The sequence below is a fragment of the Enterobacter cloacae complex sp. 2024EL-00711 genome (genome assembly GCF_047529885.1).
Taxonomy (GTDB): Bacteria; Pseudomonadota; Gammaproteobacteria; order Enterobacterales; family Enterobacteriaceae; genus Enterobacter; species Enterobacter ludwigii.
Genome location: NZ_JBLIZC010000001.1, coordinates 999,353 through 1,019,085, shown reverse-complemented (window position 1 = coordinate 1,019,085; position 19,733 = coordinate 999,353). Strand labels below are relative to the sequence as shown.

Here is a 19,733-nt window from a genome sequence, read left to right as displayed (position 1 = left end):
ATGGCAATCCCAGTTTATCTGTGGCTGAAAGACGATGGCGGCGCTGACATTAAGGGCTCTGTAGATGTGAAAGATCGCGAAGGAAGCATCGAAGTTGTTGCTCAGGAACACACACTGTATATCCCGACTGATAACAACACTGGAAAGCTGACCGGAACCCGCATTCACACGCCGTTCCTGTTTACCAAGGAAATCGACTCTTCCAGCCCGTATCTGTACAAAGCCGTGACCACGGGCCAGACCCTGAAGTCTGCTGAGTTCAAGTGGTACAAGATCAACGATGCCGGTCAGGAAGTTGAGTATTTCAACACCAAACTGGAAAACGTCAAGCTGGTGAAAGTTGCACCAAAAATGCACGACATCAAGGATGCTTCCTTCGAGAAGCATAACCACCTTGAGCAGATCGAGCTGCGCTACGAAAAAATCACCTGGACCTACAAAGACGGCAACATCATTCATTCCGATTCCTGGAACGAAAGAACCACCGCGTAAAAACCAGGCGGACAGTTTCCCTCTGTCCGCCTTTTATTTTGTTCCGCACAGCGCCTGCCAGACGGACGCTTTGCAGAGCAGTTTCACCATTTATCGGCATGAACCTTATGGGCATCGGTTGACGGCCAGGGGCGGTAGCGTGCCTGAACACGAGGGAACGACATGGAACATCATTCAGCAGTCCTGTTACGACGACTTAACCCTTACTGCGCCAGAGCGCTGGAAGGTGCAGCCTCTTTATGCCAGACCCGTGCGCATGCAGAAATCACACCTGAGCACTGGTTGTTAAAATTACTGGAGCAGGGCGAAGGTGATCTGACCGTTCTCGCCCGCCGTTATGAATGGGATATGGATACCGTCTGGCAGTCACTCCTGAGCTGGCTGGATGCACAGCCACGTTCTGTCCGCACCCGACCGGAGCTCTCAGCGTCTCTCCAGACCCTGCTGAAACAGGCCTGGCTTGCCGCCACGCTTGCCGGAGATGAGCAGATCCGCAGCGTACATTTGCTCGCGGCCATGGTTGAGACGTCCGGACTGACACGCTGTGATGGCCTCTGGCCTTTGATGACGCTGACCACCAGCCAGCTGGAAAGGTTACGTCCCTTACTGGAAGCCCAGTCGGATGAGCGGCATGACGTTGCGCTCAGTGAGAAGCCTGGCAATGTCAGCATTATTGGGCGGGCCGCACCGTTACAGCATGAAGCACAACACCAGGCTGAAGGCGTAAGTGCGCAGCCTGCCGTTTCACAGGAAGAGTCCGTTCTCAATCGCTTTACGGTCGATGTGACCGCCCGTGCCCGGGAAGGAAAGATTGACCCGGTCTTTGGACGCGATAACGAAATCCGTCAGATGGTGGACATTCTCTCCAGACGCCGTAAGAACAACCCGATCCTGGTCGGTGAACCCGGCGTGGGTAAAACGGCCCTGGTTGAAGGACTGGCGCTGCGTATCGCTGAAGGTAATGTGCCCGAAAGTCTTAAGCCTGTCATCGTCAGGACCCTGGATCTGGGCTTGCTTCAGGCGGGAGCAGGTGTAAAGGGTGAATTTGAGCAGCGACTGAAGAATATCATCGACGCCGTCCAGCACTCCCCGGTGCCGGTGCTGCTCTTTATCGATGAAGCACACACCATCATTGGTGCCGGTAATCAGGCGGGCGGGGCAGATGCAGCCAACCTGCTGAAACCGGCACTGGCTCGCGGTGAACTGCGCACCATTGCGGCCACCACCTGGAGTGAGTACAAGCAGTACTTCGAACGTGACGCAGCCCTGGATCGCCGGTTCCAGATGGTCAAGGTTGATGAGCCCGATGATGACACCGCCTGCCTGATGCTGCGTGGCCTGAAATCACGCTATGCCGAACACCACGGTGTACATATTACCGGCGATGCCGTCCGCGCAGCGGTGACGTTGTCTCGCCGTTATCTGACCGGACGCCAGTTGCCAGATAAAGCAGTGGACCTGCTGGATACCGCAGCGGCCCGGGTGCGGATGAGCCTGGACACGCTGCCGGAACAGCTTACCCGGTTGCAGGCTGAACTGACTGCGCTTGGCATGGAGCAGCAGGAGTTACTGGAAGATATTTCGCTGGGTAACAGTGTTGATGCCAGTCGTCTGCCGCAGATTGAACAACGGACCCTGGCGCTCAGTCAGCAAAAAATGGCCCTTCAGTCACAGTATGAGACCGAGAAGCAGCTCACCGACTCGCTGAAAGCCTGCCGTGAAGACATTAGCCGCCAGGAGGAACTCTCCGCCCTTCAGCACGAGCTTTCTCAGATTCAGAATAACAGTCCACTGCTGGGTCTGGATGTTGATGTCCGCACCGTCGCGACCGTGATCGCCGACTGGACAGGGGTTCCTCTCTCGTCGCTGATGAAGGACGAGCAAACCGAATTACTGACGCTTGAAGAACAGCTTGCAACCCGTGTAGTTGGCCAGAGTCCTGCACTGAATGCCATTGCCCAGCGCCTGAGAGCGTCAAAAACCGGACTGACGCCGGAAAACGGTCCGCAGGGTGTTTTTTTACTGGTGGGTCCAAGCGGAGTGGGTAAAACAGAAACCGCACTGGCGCTGGCTGACGTTATGTATGGTGGTGAAAAATCGCTCATTACTATCAACCTGTCGGAATACCAGGAGTCGCACACCGTTTCGCAACTGAAAGGCTCTCCACCGGGGTATGTAGGATACGGCCAGGGCGGCATTCTCACCGAGGCTGTGCGTAAGCGGCCCTACAGCGTGGTGCTGCTGGATGAAGTGGAGAAAGCACACCGGGATGTGATGAACCTGTTCTATCAGGTGTTTGACCGGGGCTTTATGCGCGACGGGGAAGGGCGTGAAATTGATTTCCGCAATACCGTGATCCTGATGACGTCCAACCTGGGCAGTGACCCGCTGATGCAGTTGCTGGAAGAACAACCAGAAGCCACTGAGAGCGATCTGCACGAGTTGTTACGTCCGATCCTGCGCGATCACTTCCAGCCAGCGCTGCTGGCTCGCTTCCAGACGGTGATATACCGCCCGCTGGCAATAGATGCCATGCGTACCATCGTCGACATGAAACTGGCACAGGTGAGCACGCGGCTGCAACGTCACTATGGCATTTCCACTCACATTGGCGAAAGCCTCATCGACACCCTGACGACTGCCTGTCTGCTGCCGGATACCGGTGCCCGCAACGTGGACAGCCTGCTTAATCAGCAGATTCTGCCGGTTCTGAGCCAGCAGTTACTAAGCCATATGGCAGCAAAACAAAAGCCTTCCTCGCTACAGCTGACCTGGGATGATGAAGAGGGCATTGTGCTGGCCTTCGATGAAAATACAGAAGTGGTGGCGTCATGACCGATTCTTTAATAAGCAAGGCAAACAGCCAGATACAACAACTGCTGGGCCAGTCACGCTATCGCGTTGACGTGCATGGCTGCACTGAGTTTCTGGATGTGGTGTGCTTCAGTGCGGTGGAGTCACTCAGCCAGCCCTGGCGGTATGACGTGGCGGTGACCTGCACCTCTGCGGATATCGCCTGCGACACGTTACTGCTGAAACCGGCGTCATTTATTTTCCAGACCCCCGTGTTTGACGGGACACCAGCGCTGCCGGTCCGGGCGATATTCGGCGTGGTTAAGTCATTTCGGCGCGTGTCCACCTCGAATGATGAGACCCGTTACGCACTGACGATCGTTCCCCGTATCGCCCTTCTGGACTATACGAAAGGGAGCGAAATCTACCTCAATCAGTCAGTTACAGAAGTGGTTGAACGGGTATTGCGTAAGCACGGACTTGAAGGTCCTGATTTTGAGTTCCATCTGTCTCGTGACTATCCGGCCCGCGAACTCATTACCCAGTGGCGGGAAACCGATCTGGCATTTATCCAGCGCCTGCTGGCGGAGGTGGGCATTTACTGGCGCTATGAAATGGACAGCCGTCTTGAGCAGGACGTGGTGATTTTTCAGGACAGCCAGCAGCAATATGAATTTGGTGTCACGCTGCCATTACGCAACCAGGCCGGGATGAGTGACAGCGGGCAGGAGAGCATTTGGGATATTCAGACTGCATATAACGTGGTAAGCGGAAGTGTGGCCACCCGTGACTACAACTACCGTGATGCACTGACGCCTCAGGACAGCACCGAAAGTATTTTCAGCAAAGAGGGGATCACCACCGGGGAAACGTATCATTATGCGGAGCCTTTCCTGACAGCAGGTGACGCTGAAAGTACAGAGACCGGGGCATACTTCGCCCGTCTGCGTCACGAACGTATTCTGAACGCGCAGTATCACGTCAAAGGTCATTCCTCTAGCCCTCATCTGGCTCCGGGTCAGGTACTGGAAACGGACGGCTCATTACCCGATGCCGTAAAAGGCGGTATCGTCATCACCACGGTACGCACCAGTGGTTCACGCAAAAGTAGCTTTACGCTGACGTTTGAGGGCATCCCCTACAGCGAAACCGTCTGCTGGCGTCCGGCATTACTTAATCGCCCGGTCATATCCGGCTCGCTTCCGGCCCGGGTGGAAAGCACTCAGAAAGGCGATACCTACTCCTGGCTCGACCCGGAAGGGCGCTACCGGGTGAAACTGGACTTCGACCGCAACAGTCCGGAACAGGGCTATGCTTATTTGTGGCTTCGGCTGGCAAAACCCTATGCCGGTGATACCTACGGATTCCACTCCCCGCTTATCGACGGAACGGAAGTGGCCATCGTATTTGACGGCGGAGACCCGGATCGTCCCTACATCGCCTATGCCTTGCATGACTCAGAACATCTGGACCACGTCACCAGTGACAATAATACGCGGAACGTCTGGCGCACTCCGGCGAACAATAAGTTGCGGATGGAGGATAAGCGCCAGGAAGAGCATATCAAGCTCGCGACGGAATACGGCAAAACGCAGCTGAACATGGGACACCTGGTCAACAGCCAGCGTGAAAAGCGCGGGGCCGGTTTTGAACTGCGAACGGATGAACATGGCGCTGTACGTGCGGCAAAAGGGCTGTTCCTGACGGCGGATGCCCAGGCCAAAGCCCAGGGACCGGTTCTGGAAATGGCGCCTGCGATTAACCAGATTAACCAGGCCAACAGCCAGATGCAGGCCCTGAACAGCGCCGCTGAAGCAGCCGGTGCCCTGGTATCCGACATCAGCACCCAGATTAGCCTCGTAACCGACAAAATCAAAGACCTCCAGTCTGCGGTCCTGCTGGGGAGTGCTCCACAGGGCGTGGCATTTACCTCAGGTGAACACCTTCAGCTCAGCAGTACCCGCAATACCATGATCAATGCAGGGCAGCATCTTGATGTCGGTGCGATGAAAAATTTGTCCGTGAGCGTTGAAAAAGCGCTTGGTCTGTTTGTGCATAAAGACGGGGCGAAGCTGGTTGCCAACCAGGGTGACATCGAGATTCAGGCTCAGCACAACACGATGGCCCTGTTTTCTGAAAAGCAGCTGACGGTGACCAGTAGTGAAGACGAAATTATTATCAGCACGCCTGAAACACTGACGCTTAACGGTGGTGGGTCTTACCTGAGGCTGAGTAAGAACGGTATTGAGCATGGCTCTGAAGGGATGATGATAATGAAAGTGGCTAGTTACCTGGTGCCGGGGACCGGTGCCAGCCAGCAGATGGATACACCGGACTTTAAAGTGACGAACGTCACGGTCACAACTAAAAACTCCGCCAAATGGACGAGTGAATAACAAGGAAGGTTAGTTATGGCTGCAAAGATGCCCAAAATCAGCTTTCCCGTGCCCTCAAACAAAAAAGGTCATCCCTTTTCCTCTGTGGAAGAGTTGTTATCGATGATCGGAGGGGAAAGCTCAGGATTGTATCTGGTGGGAAGTCAGGGAATGTGGCATGGGGGGATCCATATTACTGATGCCACTATTCCCTGGTGCGCCCTGAGTACTGACAGTAGAGCTGAGAATGAATATTGTCGCGAGCTCTATAAAGGGGAACAATTTATTCGTTGTATGGCGGACGGTGAGATAGTTGCCTGGCGCGTCAGTAAGGACTATGAGAGTGCTGGGATTGAATGGCGCGGTGAAAAATTGTTCCTTTCGACCTCATTTGTGCTGGTGAAACATTATATCCAGCCGGGTGATACAGAAGAGAGCGGACTGACATTTTTCACTCTGTATATGAATCTGGCGCCTTATGCTGCTTATAAACAACAGGGCAGCCTGGCGGACAGAAAAGTGGCTGGCGTTCAGCGCTATTACTCCAGTGCGGAAGATTTGCAGACAGGGCGCGCAGCCGGAAAACTGGGGAAAGACACCGTAGTCACGCTGAGTGACACTATTGTGACCCGCAGCAGCGACCAGCGTCAGTTTACCGAAGTAACCATTACCCGTGAGACGAAGAATACAGCAGGAGAAACACTTGCCGCAGGCACCCGAATCTGGACGGTATCAGACCAGGGGTATCTGAAAGCAACAGAATCGGTGCCCGTTCCGTCCTGGTGGGCAAAATGTTCTCCGGCTTACACTAATGAGTCAGAAGGCGTTGTGAACTGCACTTCGCGTACAAACTGGGCGTACTATCTGAGCAGTGACGATGTTCTCCAATATAAAAATGCAGGCAGTCTGGTAGCCGATTTTCCGCTTTCATACGAGCCCGGTAATACCGCACAGCAGGTCATACGTCCAGGTAAGAATCCAGGCGATGCAGCTAGAACATTCAGTCTGGTCACTCTGGGCCGGGATAAGGATAAGTTGAAAAAGGGCGACCGGGTATGGGTAGTATCAGACGGCGACAGTCTGACGCCTGTTGCACCGGCAGCATCCGGTAGTGGACCCGTTTTTAATGATGTGTATGTACCTTCAGAGCCTATACCGATCAATGCCGGAGACAGTCTCGGGCATATGGGTTTTTATCAGCTACCGGAAGAAAATGGCAAACGCTCGCGCTACCAGGTACATATAGAATGCCTGAGCATGGATGATATGGAGAAATTCATCACCAATCCAGGAAGGGTGGGGGAAGATAATCCGGTTTATCTGACGTGGCAAGCCGATGCACCGTTGTTTGAAAAGGGTGAGCAGGGGATGGTTGCGGGCAGTCGTAAAACAAAGATATCGGGTATTGTTACGCTTGCAAAAGTGCCGGGTGCCGATGCTGAGGGGAACGCACTGACAAATAACCGGGATGCGGCTTATTTTCAGATACGTCAGGAAGGTGGCTGGCTATCTGCCACCAGTGTTCAGAAAGTGTCGCAGTATGCGTTAGGCGAGCTCGGGTTTGTGACGCTGAATAAGGCACCGGAGAGTTTTGACCTGATTGATGGCATAAAACAACCGGATAACGTGGTGAAGGGGATTCTGGAGCAGTTGTATAAAGCGGCACAGGATGAAACTCGGACCACCCACGCACTCAATAAGTACAACTACAAGCGCCTGCTGGAGTTGATTGACAGTAACCAGGATGGGTATTACTCGGAGCAGGAGTACCTTCAGGCGATTCACAATGTTTCCTACCGTGATCATCTGTACCGGGTGATAGCAAAGCATGCCAGTGAATGGTACTACGGCAAGGACGATCAACTATGGAAGACCTATCTGGATACGTTAACCACGGATGCGCCGTTGTGGAAAACATATCTGGAAGCGTTTCTGGTTAAAATGACGTGGATGAAAGCAGTATCGGAAAAGGGTGTGGTGCTGGGGCCTGAGGTGTGGCATATGCATCCGGTCGTTTTTCTTAAAGCTATAGGGACTAGTAATGGTGTTACTTATAATCAGTTAAATACTATTTTCCCGCAAGCTTCTGATGCTAATTTAAATATAGTCGTTGCTGAACTTCAGGGGAGGTTGGAAGAGTTTAAGTTAGATACTCCAACGAGGTTGCGTCATTTCTTCTCCCAGATTAAAGGAGAGGTTGGCCCTCAAATGAAAGGAAAAACAGAAGGATTTCAATTTTCACCAGCAACTTTAAGGTCGTTTAGCCGGTATTATCGAGAGCATCCGGTTGAGTCCGAAAATGATGGCTATGAGAAAAACTCTGCGGGGAGAATTATTCGCCGTGCGGATGAGCAAGCCATAGGTCGTAAACATTACTTAAGATTGAATGGTAATAGACAAAATAATCCAGATGATGGCTATAATTTCAGAGGTCGAGGGCTCATTCAAGTTACCGGATATGAAAAATACATTGGATTTATGGAGGGATATCATGAATACTGGAGTGATGAAGCACCAGACACTGTTTCAGAACCTGAAAAAATAAATACAATGCCTTATGCTATCCGAAGCGCTTTATGGTTTTGGTTGCATTACGAAGTTTATTCATTAGATAAAGGTAACGGTTATAGTGATGTTGTTGCTGTTACAAAAAGAGTAAACGGTGGGAATATGGGGTTAGCGGAACGACAAGAGGCTTATTTATTATGCGAACAAGTATTTCAATGAGAAAATATATAGTATTTTTAGCGGGAGTGCTTTGCTTTTTTTTGTCGGCAGGCGCGATGGCAACAAAGCAGAATGTGACTAATATTATCACTTGCTCATTACCTGGAGAAGGAGTCAAAGAAGCTTTATTTTTCATTGATAATATTACAAAAGAAATAAATTATAATTTTAAAAGAGATGGAAAAGTAGAGCTAAATGTTATTTTTAACGAAGCGAATAAACTAAGGCGCACCAGAGATAACGAAATGGGGGTTACTTATTATGGATTCAAGCGCGGTAAATATAGTTATGTTATTAATGTAATTGATGGTTCTGAAAATAATGAATATACGATGTCATTTGACATCCTAAAGAATAAACGAATTATTCAATCAAGGGATTGTTTACCTAGTTCATTCAGAAGTGATGATATTGTAAGTGATTATATTGTTGACATTCCTTATGTGAATAAAAATGGGTACTTTTTCCCATGAGTCGCCTTAAATGCTATTTTTTTGTTGCAGGGCTTAATATAAACTCACCCGCCTCAAACCTGTAAGTGTGAGTGTGTTTCAAATGAAATTAAATGGCTGGAGGAGTACAAACTAACAAGAAGAATGACCGATTCTACACTCCGTTATAATTCATTAAAGGCTAAATTATGATTTATCGCATATCTATATTTATTGTGTTATTCACCAGTTTTTTTTCCGTAAGCTATGCAGATGTCGTAATCAGTTCTCCAACTGAAGGGAGTTTGACTTTTTCACAGAAAAAAAATGGTGAACATTATGAGGATAATTCATGGGGCAAAATTTTTTTTCCAATAAAAATTACTCTGCTGATCTCAGTCGGGATGACCGTTTTTACATTGAGGATGGCTCTTCAAAAGTCTCACCCTCAGGAAAATACCTGATTGTTAATAGTGTCTCAGGTGGAACTGTTGAGTTCGGAGATGGAACGTCGAAGTATACAGAAAGGGCTTATTGTAGTGTTATTGATATGAGCAATGGTTGTATTGTAAGTGACTGGGATGGAGAAGCATGCGGATATACCTGGACTGAAGGGAAAGATGTACTGGCCAGTTCTGAAGAAGTTGGTGCTGATATTTTTGATTTCAATACTATGCGGCCTTCAATTATTAAAATGAAAGACAAACTTTCTTCGCTTGATGCCAGAGGTGCAAGTAACTTGCTCCGTTGTGATGCCCCCTCCATAGAAAATATAGATAAATACCAACAATTAGCAAGGGAGAATAAAATTAATAAAAAACTTGCATTAGATGCAATATTATCATTTTTGCACACCCGTAAAGAAGAATTATCAATTACTGAAAGGGCAAATTTATTTTCCGCCCCGAACAATAACAGCCAAACTAAAAATTACCTGATCCCAGGTGATAAAATAAAAATCATACAGTACTCATCAGATAGGAAATGGGTGAATGTAGGTTACATTAATCACAAAAACATACCCCTAATCACTTGGATCAAGTCCGATACTATAGCCAAATGATTTTATAGCGAGGGAGTGACAGCAAAATTATCACCCCTTCGCTTAATTAAAAAGGAATTTCGCATTTTATCATTTGTTCGAGATCAGGCCACTCAATAATTTCGAAAAATCACATACAACCTAACAATGAGACCGTAAATAATGCTCCAGATTATCCGAAAAGGCGATCAAACCACTCACGGTGGTTCAGTCATGACCTGTTCTGCCACAATGATATTTGGCGGGGTTGGCGTGGCGCGTAAAGGTGACATGGTTTCCTGCCCGATACCAGGTCATGGTCTTACAACGATCATAGAAGGTAACCCGGATTACCTTGATAACGGGATCCCTGTAGCCTTTCACGGCCACAAGTGCGGTTGCGGTTGCACATTGATCAGTTCTTTTGTACCAGCTAAGGTTGCCTGAGTATGCCCGTGTTGCTGGATGCTATCCCCGATAAAGCGGCGAAAGTGCCGCGACCCGATACCCGCCGTTGGCTACTGTTCCTGGCATTTGTCATGTCAGGGGGGATTGCGTTAGCGCTCTGGAACTGGACGACGGAGCGAACAGGTTTTATTTTCTGGTTTACCGCGCTGGGATTACCCTTCTGCACATGGGGACTTTTTTTCTCCGTTCGACGGTTCGCATATAAAGCAGGGCAGGTTGGGTCTGAGTCCAGGAATGTGGAACGGGAGAAACTGATTGAACGTGAAACGCGCCGGGGTCAACGCTGCGCGTGGATACTCGGTACTTGCATTCAACATATTTCCGGAAATAAACCAGGGATGCTTAGTAATGCGGTTATGCATCCCACACCGACAACCGGGATATCCACGCCACGTGGAGGTACCGCTGCCGTCAGATATGCAGCCCTCACGGCCTTTCAGACCGACTTAGAGAACGAAATTATTTCCACCGCGTCAACGCTCGTTGCCCATGTACAAAAAATTACCGACACCCTGCCTAAGGATATTCCCTGTTGTGTGATGCTGGACTGCGACGACGATATCCTGGAACCGGTGGAGAAACACCTCAAAAATGAACTCGCTGCAAAAACAGGGCGAGTTTTCAGGCTTCTTGCGGGAAAAGGTCTTGTTGCGTTTGATGCCTGGCTGGATAACCGATGGGAGCATCCGGGCATTCTTGTCGCAATGACGTTTTCATTGCCAGCGCAGCCTAATGTAAATGACGCTGATGCAATTACTCTTGTGGTGCTCAGCAACCGTAAGGCTATTGGTTATCCAGATGCGGTATGCCTTCATCGTCCTGAAAAGGGCCTTGAACACACGCTGGGAAAAACACTGCAACGGGCAATATTATGGGCTGGGAAAAGTTCTGAAGCACTAAATGCTGGTTGGCATACCGGACCAATCACATCCAGGGGGAGCGCGTGGAATAAAGCCTGCGAAGATAACGGAGTAATGTTCAGCTTGTCAGAAGACAATCGCAGTATTGATCCGGCACTGGGATATGCCGGTCGTGCCGCCCCCTGGCTTGCCATAATTCTTGCCTCGGCTGTCTGTAACGAGAATGGCCCCCAGGTTATCGCCGCACAACCCGCCGCTGACAAAGACGACATCTGGGTAGCGGTCATCACCAAAGAAGAAGTTCGCAAGGGAACGCCCAAAAATGTCTAAGGTAAAAGTAAAAACACTCATCGGCTCCGTTGTGACTGTCGCCTTTTTTCTGACGGTCATCGTGGCATTTCTCTTTTATGCCTTTCCGGAAAATGTCGCCTCGGCCACGGGGTTTGGGCCGTATGACGGGCAACGGATCCTCACGTTCAGTGCCATCCTGGTTGCCGCGATGCTTTTATTCGGCTGGCTGATTGAGAAGGCCTTCGACTTCGCAGGTAAATCGGGGCTGTATTTCCACTGGAGTCAGAAAAAGGCGCAGATGGTCGCCCCGGCAACAGGCACCATTGCGAGCGAAGATGATGAAGAAGAACCTGTCTTCAGCGAAGACGCCGTGTCCGAACACCTGCGCTTTCGCTATGGACGCCGCTGGCAGCGTAAGGTGCGAATCCTGCTGGTGATGGGTAATCCGGACGACGTCCAGAAAGCGGCCCCAGGCCTGTCTCATGACCTCTGGCAGGAAGGCGACGGCAACGTGCTGATTTATGGCGGTGATGCGCAGTCACTCCCGGATGAGATCTTCCTTTCAAAACTGGTACGCCTGCGATCCGGGCAACCGATTGATGGCATCATTCAGGTGATGAGTACCTCAGCGCTCCCGACGGACAGCGAGCGGGATGCCTTCTTGCGTTGCCGCCAGAAAGCCGACCATCAGCTTGGCTGGCAGGCGCCTGTCTGGCTGTGGCTGACTGATAAGGCTACCGGTGTTCATCAGGACGCGGAAACGACTGCGACAGGGGTCATATTCGGGCCGGAAGGCACCGTGAAAGGTGCGGGTGAAGGGTTTTCTACACTGGCGCTACACCTGCAAAAAGCAGGTATGGCACAGATAATGAATAATCCGGCTGACTTTGGTCTTCTTCAGTTGTCCCTCCGACTGCGGCAGGAGCTGAAAGCCAGTCTGGCTGTTTTACTCAGCGGGCTGATGCAGGGATCTGCGGCCTGGCGTTTACGTGGTGTCATGTTCAGCCCCGAACTGGCCGTTGCCGGAACGGTACCAAATACACGCCTCGACACACCGACCTGGAAAGCCGTCATTGATGACTGTGATGCCGTCAGCGGCAGAAAGCTGGGCTTCGACTGGCTGAAGATGCTGCGGTTAATTCTGCTTTCCCTGATTGTTCTGTGGGGGGCCGGTACACTGCTGTCCCTGATCGTTAACCGTACCCAGATTTATCAGGCACAGGAAACGGCGAGTCAGGCAGCGGATACCACAAAACCCCTGGCAGAACGCCTGCACAACCAGCTCGTACTCCAGCAAGCCATTGCCCGTCTGCAACACCGTGAGGCGACCGGCGCTCCATGGTACACCCGATTTGGTCTTAATCAGGACAGCGACACGCTGGCCGCACTCTGGCCGCTGTATGCGAAAAACAACGCACAGCTGATGAGGGATGCCACCGCAGATAGTCTCAGGCAGCAGCTGAATGCTTTTGTGCAACTGCCTCCTGCCAGTGATGCCCGAATGCAGGGCACACAGCACACCTATGACGTGCTCAAAAGTTATCTGATGCTGGCCCGTCCGGACAAAGCGGACGCAGGCTGGCTGGCAAAAAACGTGCTGAAAGCCTTACCGAAACGCCAGAATGTGCCGGATGGCATATGGCAGGACATTGCACCTAAACTGCTGGGCTTTTATGCGCAAAACCTCCCGGCACATCCGGAATGGAAAATTAATCCTGACGCGGAATTAATCAGCACGATCCGTCAGATCCTGCTTAAGCAGGTAGGTCAGCGTAACGCTGAATCTGGCCTGTATCAGGACATGCTAAAGCGCGTGGCCAGCAACTGGCCTGATTTAACGCTTGCCGATATGACAGGCGACACCGATGCCTCAACGGTATTCAGCACTGACGAAGTCGTCCCCGGTATGTTTACGCGTCAGGCCTGGGAAGAGCAGGTTCAGGATGCGATTAACGAGGTCGTCAAGACACGCCGTGATGAAATTGACTGGGTACTGACGGATAAGACGCACCAGACAGGGAGCGATATCTCCCCGGAGGCGCTGAAAGCCCGCCTGACTGAACGCTATTTTACCGATTTTGGCAATGCCTGGCTGAACATGGTCAACAGCATTCAGTGGCAGGAAGCCACGTCACTTTCTGAGGCGATTGCCCAGCTCAACCTGATCGGCGATGTCCGTCAGTCGCCGCTGGTGGCACTGATGAACACGCTGGCCTGGCAGGGCAAAACAGGGCAAAAGGGCGAGGCACTGGCCGATTCGATTGTCGATTCGGCGAAAAAGCTAATCGGTCAGAAAAAAAATGCCAGACAGTTTATTGAACAGGCACAGGGCCCAAAAGGGCCGCTCGATGAGGTGTTTGGACCGCTGATGGGGCTGATGGAAGGTAAAGAGGGCACCGGTGCCAACGGTAACCTCAGTTTCCAGTCCTGGCTTGCCCGCGTCACGCAGGTACGCCTGAAACTCCAGCAGGTTACCAGCGCCCCGGATCCGCAGGCCATGTCGCAGATGCTGGCCCAGACAGTATTCCAGGGCAAAGCAATCGATCTGACCGATACCCGCGACTATGGCAGTCTGGTTGCGGCGAGTCTGGGGCAGGAGTGGAATGGATTTGGCCAGTCGTTATTTGTGCAACCGCTTGATCTGGCCTGGCGGCAGGTACTTGCCCCGGCTGCGGGAAGCCTCAATGCCCGCTGGCAGTCGACCATTGTTGAACAGTGGAATAAGGCCTTTGCGGGACGCTATCCGTTTAAAGCCACCGGCAGCGATGCCTCGTTGCCGTTGCTGGCTCAGTTCCTGCGTAGCGACTCGGGTCGAATCACGACCTTCCTGAAAACGAATCTTGGCGGGATCCTCCACCAGGAGGGAAATCGCTGGGTCGTTGACCTTTCCGCAAGTCAGGGGATGGTTGTCAGCCCGGATTTCCTCCGGGCGATTAATCAGCTGGCGGAACTGTCAGATATCGTGTTTTCGCAGGGCGATGCGGGTGTTCACTTCGAACTGATGACGCGTCCTTCACGGGATGTTGCCAGAGTGCAGTTTACCCTTGATGAGCAGAACCTGGATTACTTCAATCAGATGGAAAGCTGGCAAAGCTTCACCTGGCCTGGAAACACTTACTATCCTGGCGTGTCGCTCAGCTGGCGTAGTGTGAACAGCGGCATGCAGCTGTATGCCAGTAACCAGGGCAACTGGGGGTTCATTCGCCTGCTGGACAAGGCTCTCATCACTCCGCTTGACGCCAGCCGTACACAACTGGTGTGGATCACCGCCGATGGCAACCCTCTGAAGTTTGTGATGCGTAGCGAGCTCGGTACAGGTCCCCTGGCATTGCTGAAACTTCAGGGATTCACGCTGCCCGACACTATCTTTAGCGTCGCAGCTGGCGGAGAAGAGCGCCAGTAATGATGGGCGGGAAAATTTACCTGGCACGGGCTTTCGCAAAACAGGTTGAAGGCTGGTCTCAGGGTATTTGCAGCAAAGTGAACCGATGGCACGAAACTGAATCCTCATCCCCATGCCAGTTTATGACCTTTCGGTAGTGTCGCGCATGGCTCAGCGACTGGCTGAAGCATAATCCAGCGCCAGGTACACCAGGGGACAGCACCTCCGCGCCCCATCGGCGCCTTCGTCCCCATGTCAGAAAAGCCCACAGGTAAAGCTACTGGAAGGCCAAACCCACTCAGGGGGAGGAGAAAAGTATGCTGCTGAAATGGAAGCTACCGCAAATCGTCAATGGTAAGGACGACGATTCTCTGGAAGCGGTCGTGAGGTTTATGAAAGAGACAAACAAACGGGAAAAAGAATGAGCTCACCGGAAGAACTGTTAACCGCCTGCGCCACCAGGCAGGAAGAAAGGCAGCGCCTCATCTCGCGGGCAAATGATGCCCTGTCGCTCTGGGATAACTGGCTGCACCCGTTCACCTCCGGGGCAGAAACCGGGGACGATCCCGCATATGATGATAATTTTCAGCTGATGCGTGAGGAGATCAACAAGCTTTCAGGTACCGATTCAGCGTTATTGTGTGAGCTGGCCCAGAAGTGTCTTTGCGAATGCGCCAAAGACATTCGTGTCGTGACCTGGTACGTGCAGGCCCGACTCAGCCGCGACGGTGAAAAAGGGTTATCCGAAGGCTTACTGCTGCTTGTCGCGATGCTGACCCGCTACGGGCAGGCATGCCATCCCCGGCGTCCCGTAGCCCGTAAAGCTGCGCTGGAGTGGCTGAACAGTGCAAAAGTGATTGATGCACTGCTGTTATGGCCCGAGGTGGACAGCAATGATGCCGGTCTGACGGCTGGCGTCATCAGCCTGCTTGAATCCAGAGTGGCTGACTGGCCGGAAGCCGAGAAACCGTCTTTTGCAGGCCTTTGTACCGCTCTTGAAAACCGTCTGGCACGTTCGGGTGGCATGGAAGCGCTGGTCCCCCAGAACAGCAGTGCCCAGGAGCACGGGCGTGAACCTGCCCATTCTGATTCACCGCAGCTGTCAGCCGTGAAATCTGGCCGCGATTTACTCGACCAGGCAAAGTTACTTTCCCGCTGGCTAAGCGAGCAGCCGCAGGGCTGGCAGGCTTCTCATCGACTGATAAAGACCGTGCGGTGGGATACGGTCGATCAGATCCCTCCGCTGGACAGTAGCGGGCGCACCCGCCTGGTACCGCCTAAACCCGAGTATCGAGCTCAGTTGAAGCGCCTTTACCTTCAGAAAAACTGGGTCGAGCTGGTTGAGCAGGCCAGCCAGATGTATTGCGAAGGCGTGAATCATTTCTGGCTCGATCTCCAGTGGTATCTCTGGCAGGGGCTCAGCCATGCGGGTCAGCCCTGGGATACCTGGTCAGACTCCGTCCTGTTCGATCTGCGGTTGCTGCTTAAACGCCTCCCGGGCCTTGAAGGGCTGGCATGGAATGACGGCACTCCCTTTGCCGACGAAGTCACTACTGCCTGGATTGCTGAAAAAGTGAATGAAGAGGGCCTGATATACGGCGATGAATCCGCTACCGTCGTTAATGGTCAGGCGGACGATGTGCTGCTTCTTGAGTCCGAAGCCATGGAAAAGGGAGACACCGAAGGGCCTGAAGCAGCGCTTGCCTGGCTCCAGTCCCGACCGGGGATGGATACCCCGCGCCATCGCTGGCTGATACGCCTGCTCATGGCCCGGGTGGCAGAGCAGTATGGCCGAAACGATATGGCGCTTCATCTGCTTGGTGAACTCACTACCCGTGCGCCACTGCTGACGCTGGAAGACTGGGAGCCCGCTCTGTTATTTGAAGTCCAGGCCCGACGCCTGAAGCTGCTACGCATGAAAGCCGGTCGCAGCGAATCTGATAAAGCCCGTCTGATGCCTGAGATGGATACGCTATTGGCAGGTCTGATCGCCATTGACCCGGCCCGTGCCATGGTGCTCTGTGGCTAATGTTCTCTTTAATAATTTTCAGGAATGCCGTGCATGGATGATTTAACCCTGCGCTATTACGAAGCAGAGATGCGCTACCTGCGAGAAGCCGGTAAAGAGTTTGCCCGGGCTCATCCGGATCGTGCTGCGATGCTTAATCTGGATAAACCCGGCGCCCGCGATCCTTATGTGGAACGCCTGTTCGAAGGCTTTGCTTTCCTGATGGGCCGTCTGCGTGAAAAGCTTGATGACGACCTGCCAGAGCTGACCGAAGGTCTGGTGAGCCTGCTGTGGCCACACTATATGCGGACCATCCCGTCGCTGGCCATCGTCGAGTTCTCGCCTGACTGGCGTAGTCTGCGTCAGGCCGAAATGCTGGCTGAAGGCTTCTCCGTTCTGTCTCGTCCTGTCGGGCCGCACAAAACCGCCTGTCAGTACCGGACGACTCGCGATGTGCCCCTGCAACCACTGCATCTTGCGGACGCCCGCCTGCATACGGAAACCGATGGCCGCTCTGCTATCCGTCTGCGCTTCGAATGCCCAGAAAAAGTGGACTGGAGTCAAGCCGGGATCGACAAAGTCGCCATATTCCTCAACGCAGAGAGTCCGATCAGTTCAGCACTGCATCTGGCAATGTCCCGTCGCATCCACGCCATGTATGCCCGCCATGCAGGGACATATACCGAACGTCATCAGTTTGATGGCTGGTGTAAACCCATGGGCTTTGATGACAATGACGGCCTGTGGAAGAAAGCCGATACAGCCTTCAGCGGCTACCAGCTACTGCTGGAGTATTTTAGCTTCCGTCCGAAATTTATGTTTGTTGAGCTGCGCGGTCTCGACACCATCGGACTCACTGAAGCCAGCTCCTGGTTTGAAATCGACATCGTGCTCAGTGAAGCCTGGTCATCCGATCTGCCTTTTGAGACAGAAAACTTCCGCCTGCACTGTGCACCGGTCATTAATCTCTTCACCCTGGAAGCCGACCCGCTGACCCTGGATCCGCTCGATAATGAATATCTGCTCAGGCCGCTGCGTCTTCAGGATGGTCACACCGAGATTTACAGCGTCGATAACATCCACGGTACGGTGAAGAATGGCAAACACCCCTATGTACCGTTCACCAGTTTCCGCCACCGTGGCGGCATGATGCGCCACGATGCCCCTGAGCGTTACTTCCACACCCGCGTGAAACGCGGCCCCTCTGGTCTGTATGACACATGGTTAATTCTCGGGGGCCGCTCGTTCGAGCTGGAGCAGTTGTCCGATAAACCAGAATCCCTTTCGATGCGAATAACCGGTACCAACGGGCAGCTTCCGCGTAAGGCACTGGAAAGCACACTACTGGACAGAGCCGTGAAAGCAGGCAAAGTGCCCGTCAGGGTACTGAACCTCTCGGCCCCCACCATGCCACTGTATCCCCCGGCAAACGACCGTTTCCACTGGCGGGTGATGAGTCACCTCGGATCAAACTTCCTCAGTATGATGGATAACCCTGAAGTCCTGCGGGGGACGCTGGCGCTCTATGACTGGACCGACGATGAAATGAACCGTCGTCGGCTAGAAGCAATCGTCTCCGTGAAGCACACCCTGATCCGCCGTTTTGAGAAGGGTTTTATGCTCCGGGGCGTGGACATTGAGGTCACGCTGAATATGGATAATTTTGCAGGCGAGGGTGATGTGCATCTCTTCGGGGAGATGCTGCACCGGTTCTTCGCGCTCTATGCCGATATTCACCTCTTTAATCAGCTCACGCTGGTGCTGCAACCGACAGGGAAACGACTGAGATGGCGCGAGAATCACAGCCAGCACGTACCGGGCTGACGCTGGCCCTTAACAAAGATATCTGGCGGGCCAATTTCTATCGTTTCTGCCAACTGCTGGAGCAGGAAAATCCGGACGCCCCGAAACTGGGTACCACCAGCCATCCGGGCGACGATCCGGTGCGTTTCAGGCCCTGGCCTGGTATGGGTTTTCCGGTCAGTACCCTTAAAGCGGTTGAAACCGATGAAGACCATCCGGAATTGCCGCCGACCGTCCGCACCACATTCCTCGGCATGTATGGCGTGGATTCGCCTCTGCCGACGTCCTACCTGGACGACATTGCGCAGCGCCGTGAAGGACACGAGGCGATCACCTCATTTCTGGATATTTTCAGCCACCGGATCACCACGCAATATTACCGGATCTGGCGAAAATACGCCTATCCGGCGACCTTCGAGGCAGGTGGCCGCGATGCCATATCACAGTGTCTGCTGGGGCTGGTCGGCCTTGGTATACCGGGCACGGTTGAGCAGGTGGCAACGCCGGTTTCACGCTTCCTGGCCCTGCTGGGCACCATGCGATTACCCACCCGCAATGCTGAAGGCATCCGGGCCCTGGTGAGCCTGCTGGCACCGAATACCCGGACAATTATCACCGAACCCGATCCGGTTAAGGTGCATATCGATAACCGTAGCGGGCTGGGTATCGGGAGCCAGATCCGTCTTTCGCAGCGAGCCACGCTGGGTAAAACCGCAAAAGAAGCATGCAGCCGGGTCCTGGTGTCACTGGAGACAGCGGATCCTGACGAGGCGGAAGGCTGGTTACCCGGTGGTGTCCTTCATACCGATTTGATGGTCCTGCTGCGTGTCTACCTCGGCTACCGCAGTGACGCCCGAGTGCGCCTCACCGTGCCTGTGCGATTGCTCCCTGAGCCTCGTCTGGGTAATGGCAGGCGTATACAGCTGGGCAGAACCGGTTTACTGGGTCTGAAGGAAGGCAAACTCAATACGCCACGGGAAAGTCTGACCGTCAACCTGGGTTGCTATGAAGGGCTTCACTATTCTGTATTGCAACCCGCAGAAGACGGACATTACCGCTTCGACTAATCACGTATTCCCTCT

At 52.8% G+C, this 19,733-nt stretch carries 12 protein-coding genes; all 12 read left to right on the top strand.

Annotated elements, in window-relative coordinates; all coding sequences use genetic code 11:
• The 12 genes from ACMVME_RS05015 (at window position 1) to tssG (ending at window position 19,718) form a co-directional block, all read left to right on the top strand.
• Entirely contained in the window at window positions 1–492 is a 492-nt protein-coding gene (locus ACMVME_RS05015) for an Hcp family type VI secretion system effector (RefSeq protein WP_001007312.1), read from the top strand.
• A 162-nt stretch (window positions 493–654) separates the two neighbouring features.
• Window positions 655–3,327: a type VI secretion system ATPase TssH gene (gene tssH, locus ACMVME_RS05010; RefSeq protein WP_068794477.1), complete on the top strand. Its 2,673-nt coding sequence runs from the start codon at window positions 655–657 to the stop codon at window positions 3,325–3,327.
• Entirely contained in the window at window positions 3,324–5,681 is a 2,358-nt protein-coding gene (locus ACMVME_RS05005; protein ID WP_068794478.1) for a type VI secretion system Vgr family protein, read from the top strand. The genes tssH and ACMVME_RS05005 overlap by 4 nt, the downstream gene beginning before the upstream one ends.
• Window positions 5,682–5,696: 15 nt before the next feature.
• A complete protein-coding gene (locus ACMVME_RS05000; protein ID WP_068794479.1) occupies window positions 5,697–8,387 on the top strand; it encodes a glycoside hydrolase family 19 protein in 2,691 nt (896 codons plus the stop codon).
• Window positions 8,366–8,860, top strand: a complete 495-nt coding sequence (locus tag ACMVME_RS04995; protein ID WP_228175727.1) for a hypothetical protein — start codon at window positions 8,366–8,368, stop codon at window positions 8,858–8,860. The genes ACMVME_RS05000 and ACMVME_RS04995 overlap by 22 nt, the downstream gene beginning before the upstream one ends.
• Window positions 8,861–9,170: 310 nt before the next feature.
• Window positions 9,171–9,881: a hypothetical protein gene (locus ACMVME_RS04990; protein WP_050594881.1), complete on the top strand. Its 711-nt coding sequence runs from the start codon at window positions 9,171–9,173 to the stop codon at window positions 9,879–9,881.
• 141 nt (window positions 9,882–10,022) lie between these two features.
• Window positions 10,023–10,286, top strand: a complete 264-nt coding sequence (locus ACMVME_RS04985; protein WP_071993110.1) for a PAAR domain-containing protein — start codon at window positions 10,023–10,025, stop codon at window positions 10,284–10,286.
• A gap of 2 nt (window positions 10,287–10,288) precedes the next feature.
• Window positions 10,289–11,497, top strand: a complete 1,209-nt coding sequence (locus ACMVME_RS04980; RefSeq protein WP_068794480.1) for a hypothetical protein — start codon at window positions 10,289–10,291, stop codon at window positions 11,495–11,497.
• The gene (locus ACMVME_RS04975) at window positions 11,490–14,861 is read left to right on the top strand and encodes an ImcF-related family protein (protein WP_068794481.1); all 3,372 of its coding nucleotides are present in this window, start codon (window positions 11,490–11,492) and stop codon (window positions 14,859–14,861) included. Before ACMVME_RS04980 ends, ACMVME_RS04975 begins: the two co-directional genes overlap by 8 nt.
• A gap of 400 nt (window positions 14,862–15,261) precedes the next feature.
• A complete protein-coding gene (gene tssA, locus ACMVME_RS04970) occupies window positions 15,262–16,869 on the top strand; it encodes a type VI secretion system protein TssA (RefSeq protein ID WP_068794482.1) in 1,608 nt (535 codons plus the stop codon).
• A gap of 33 nt (window positions 16,870–16,902) precedes the next feature.
• Entirely contained in the window at window positions 16,903–18,672 is a 1,770-nt protein-coding gene (gene tssF / locus ACMVME_RS04965; RefSeq protein WP_068794483.1) for a type VI secretion system baseplate subunit TssF, read from the top strand.
• The gene (tssG, locus tag ACMVME_RS04960) at window positions 18,636–19,718 is read left to right on the top strand and encodes a type VI secretion system baseplate subunit TssG (RefSeq protein WP_068794484.1); all 1,083 of its coding nucleotides are present in this window, start codon (window positions 18,636–18,638) and stop codon (window positions 19,716–19,718) included. The genes tssF and tssG overlap by 37 nt, the downstream gene beginning before the upstream one ends.
• Window positions 19,719–19,733 lie beyond the last annotated feature (15 nt).

Excerpts from the sequence above, each read along its gene's own strand:
- ACMVME_RS05015 (WP_001007312.1), top strand. The coding sequence starts at position 1 with ATGGCAATCCCAGTTTATCTGTGGCTGAAAGACGATGGCGGCGCTGAC.
- ACMVME_RS05000 (WP_068794479.1), top strand. The coding sequence starts at position 5,697 with ATGGCTGCAAAGATGCCCAAAATCAGCTTTCCCGTGCCCTCAAACAAA.
- tssH (WP_068794477.1), top strand. The coding sequence starts at position 655 with ATGGAACATCATTCAGCAGTCCTGTTACGACGACTTAACCCTTACTGC.
- ACMVME_RS04995 (WP_228175727.1), top strand. The coding sequence starts at position 8,366 with ATGCGAACAAGTATTTCAATGAGAAAATATATAGTATTTTTAGCGGGA.
- tssF (WP_068794483.1), top strand. The coding sequence starts at position 16,903 with ATGGATGATTTAACCCTGCGCTATTACGAAGCAGAGATGCGCTACCTG.
- ACMVME_RS04985 (WP_071993110.1), top strand. The coding sequence starts at position 10,023 with ATGCTCCAGATTATCCGAAAAGGCGATCAAACCACTCACGGTGGTTCA.
- tssG (WP_068794484.1), top strand. The coding sequence starts at position 18,636 with ATGGCGCGAGAATCACAGCCAGCACGTACCGGGCTGACGCTGGCCCTT.
- ACMVME_RS04990 (WP_050594881.1), top strand. The coding sequence starts at position 9,171 with ATGGGGCAAAATTTTTTTTCCAATAAAAATTACTCTGCTGATCTCAGT.
- ACMVME_RS04980 (WP_068794480.1), top strand. The coding sequence starts at position 10,289 with ATGCCCGTGTTGCTGGATGCTATCCCCGATAAAGCGGCGAAAGTGCCG.
- ACMVME_RS04975 (WP_068794481.1), top strand. The coding sequence starts at position 11,490 with ATGTCTAAGGTAAAAGTAAAAACACTCATCGGCTCCGTTGTGACTGTC.
- ACMVME_RS05005 (WP_068794478.1), top strand. The coding sequence starts at position 3,324 with ATGACCGATTCTTTAATAAGCAAGGCAAACAGCCAGATACAACAACTG.
- tssA (WP_068794482.1), top strand. The coding sequence starts at position 15,262 with ATGAGCTCACCGGAAGAACTGTTAACCGCCTGCGCCACCAGGCAGGAA.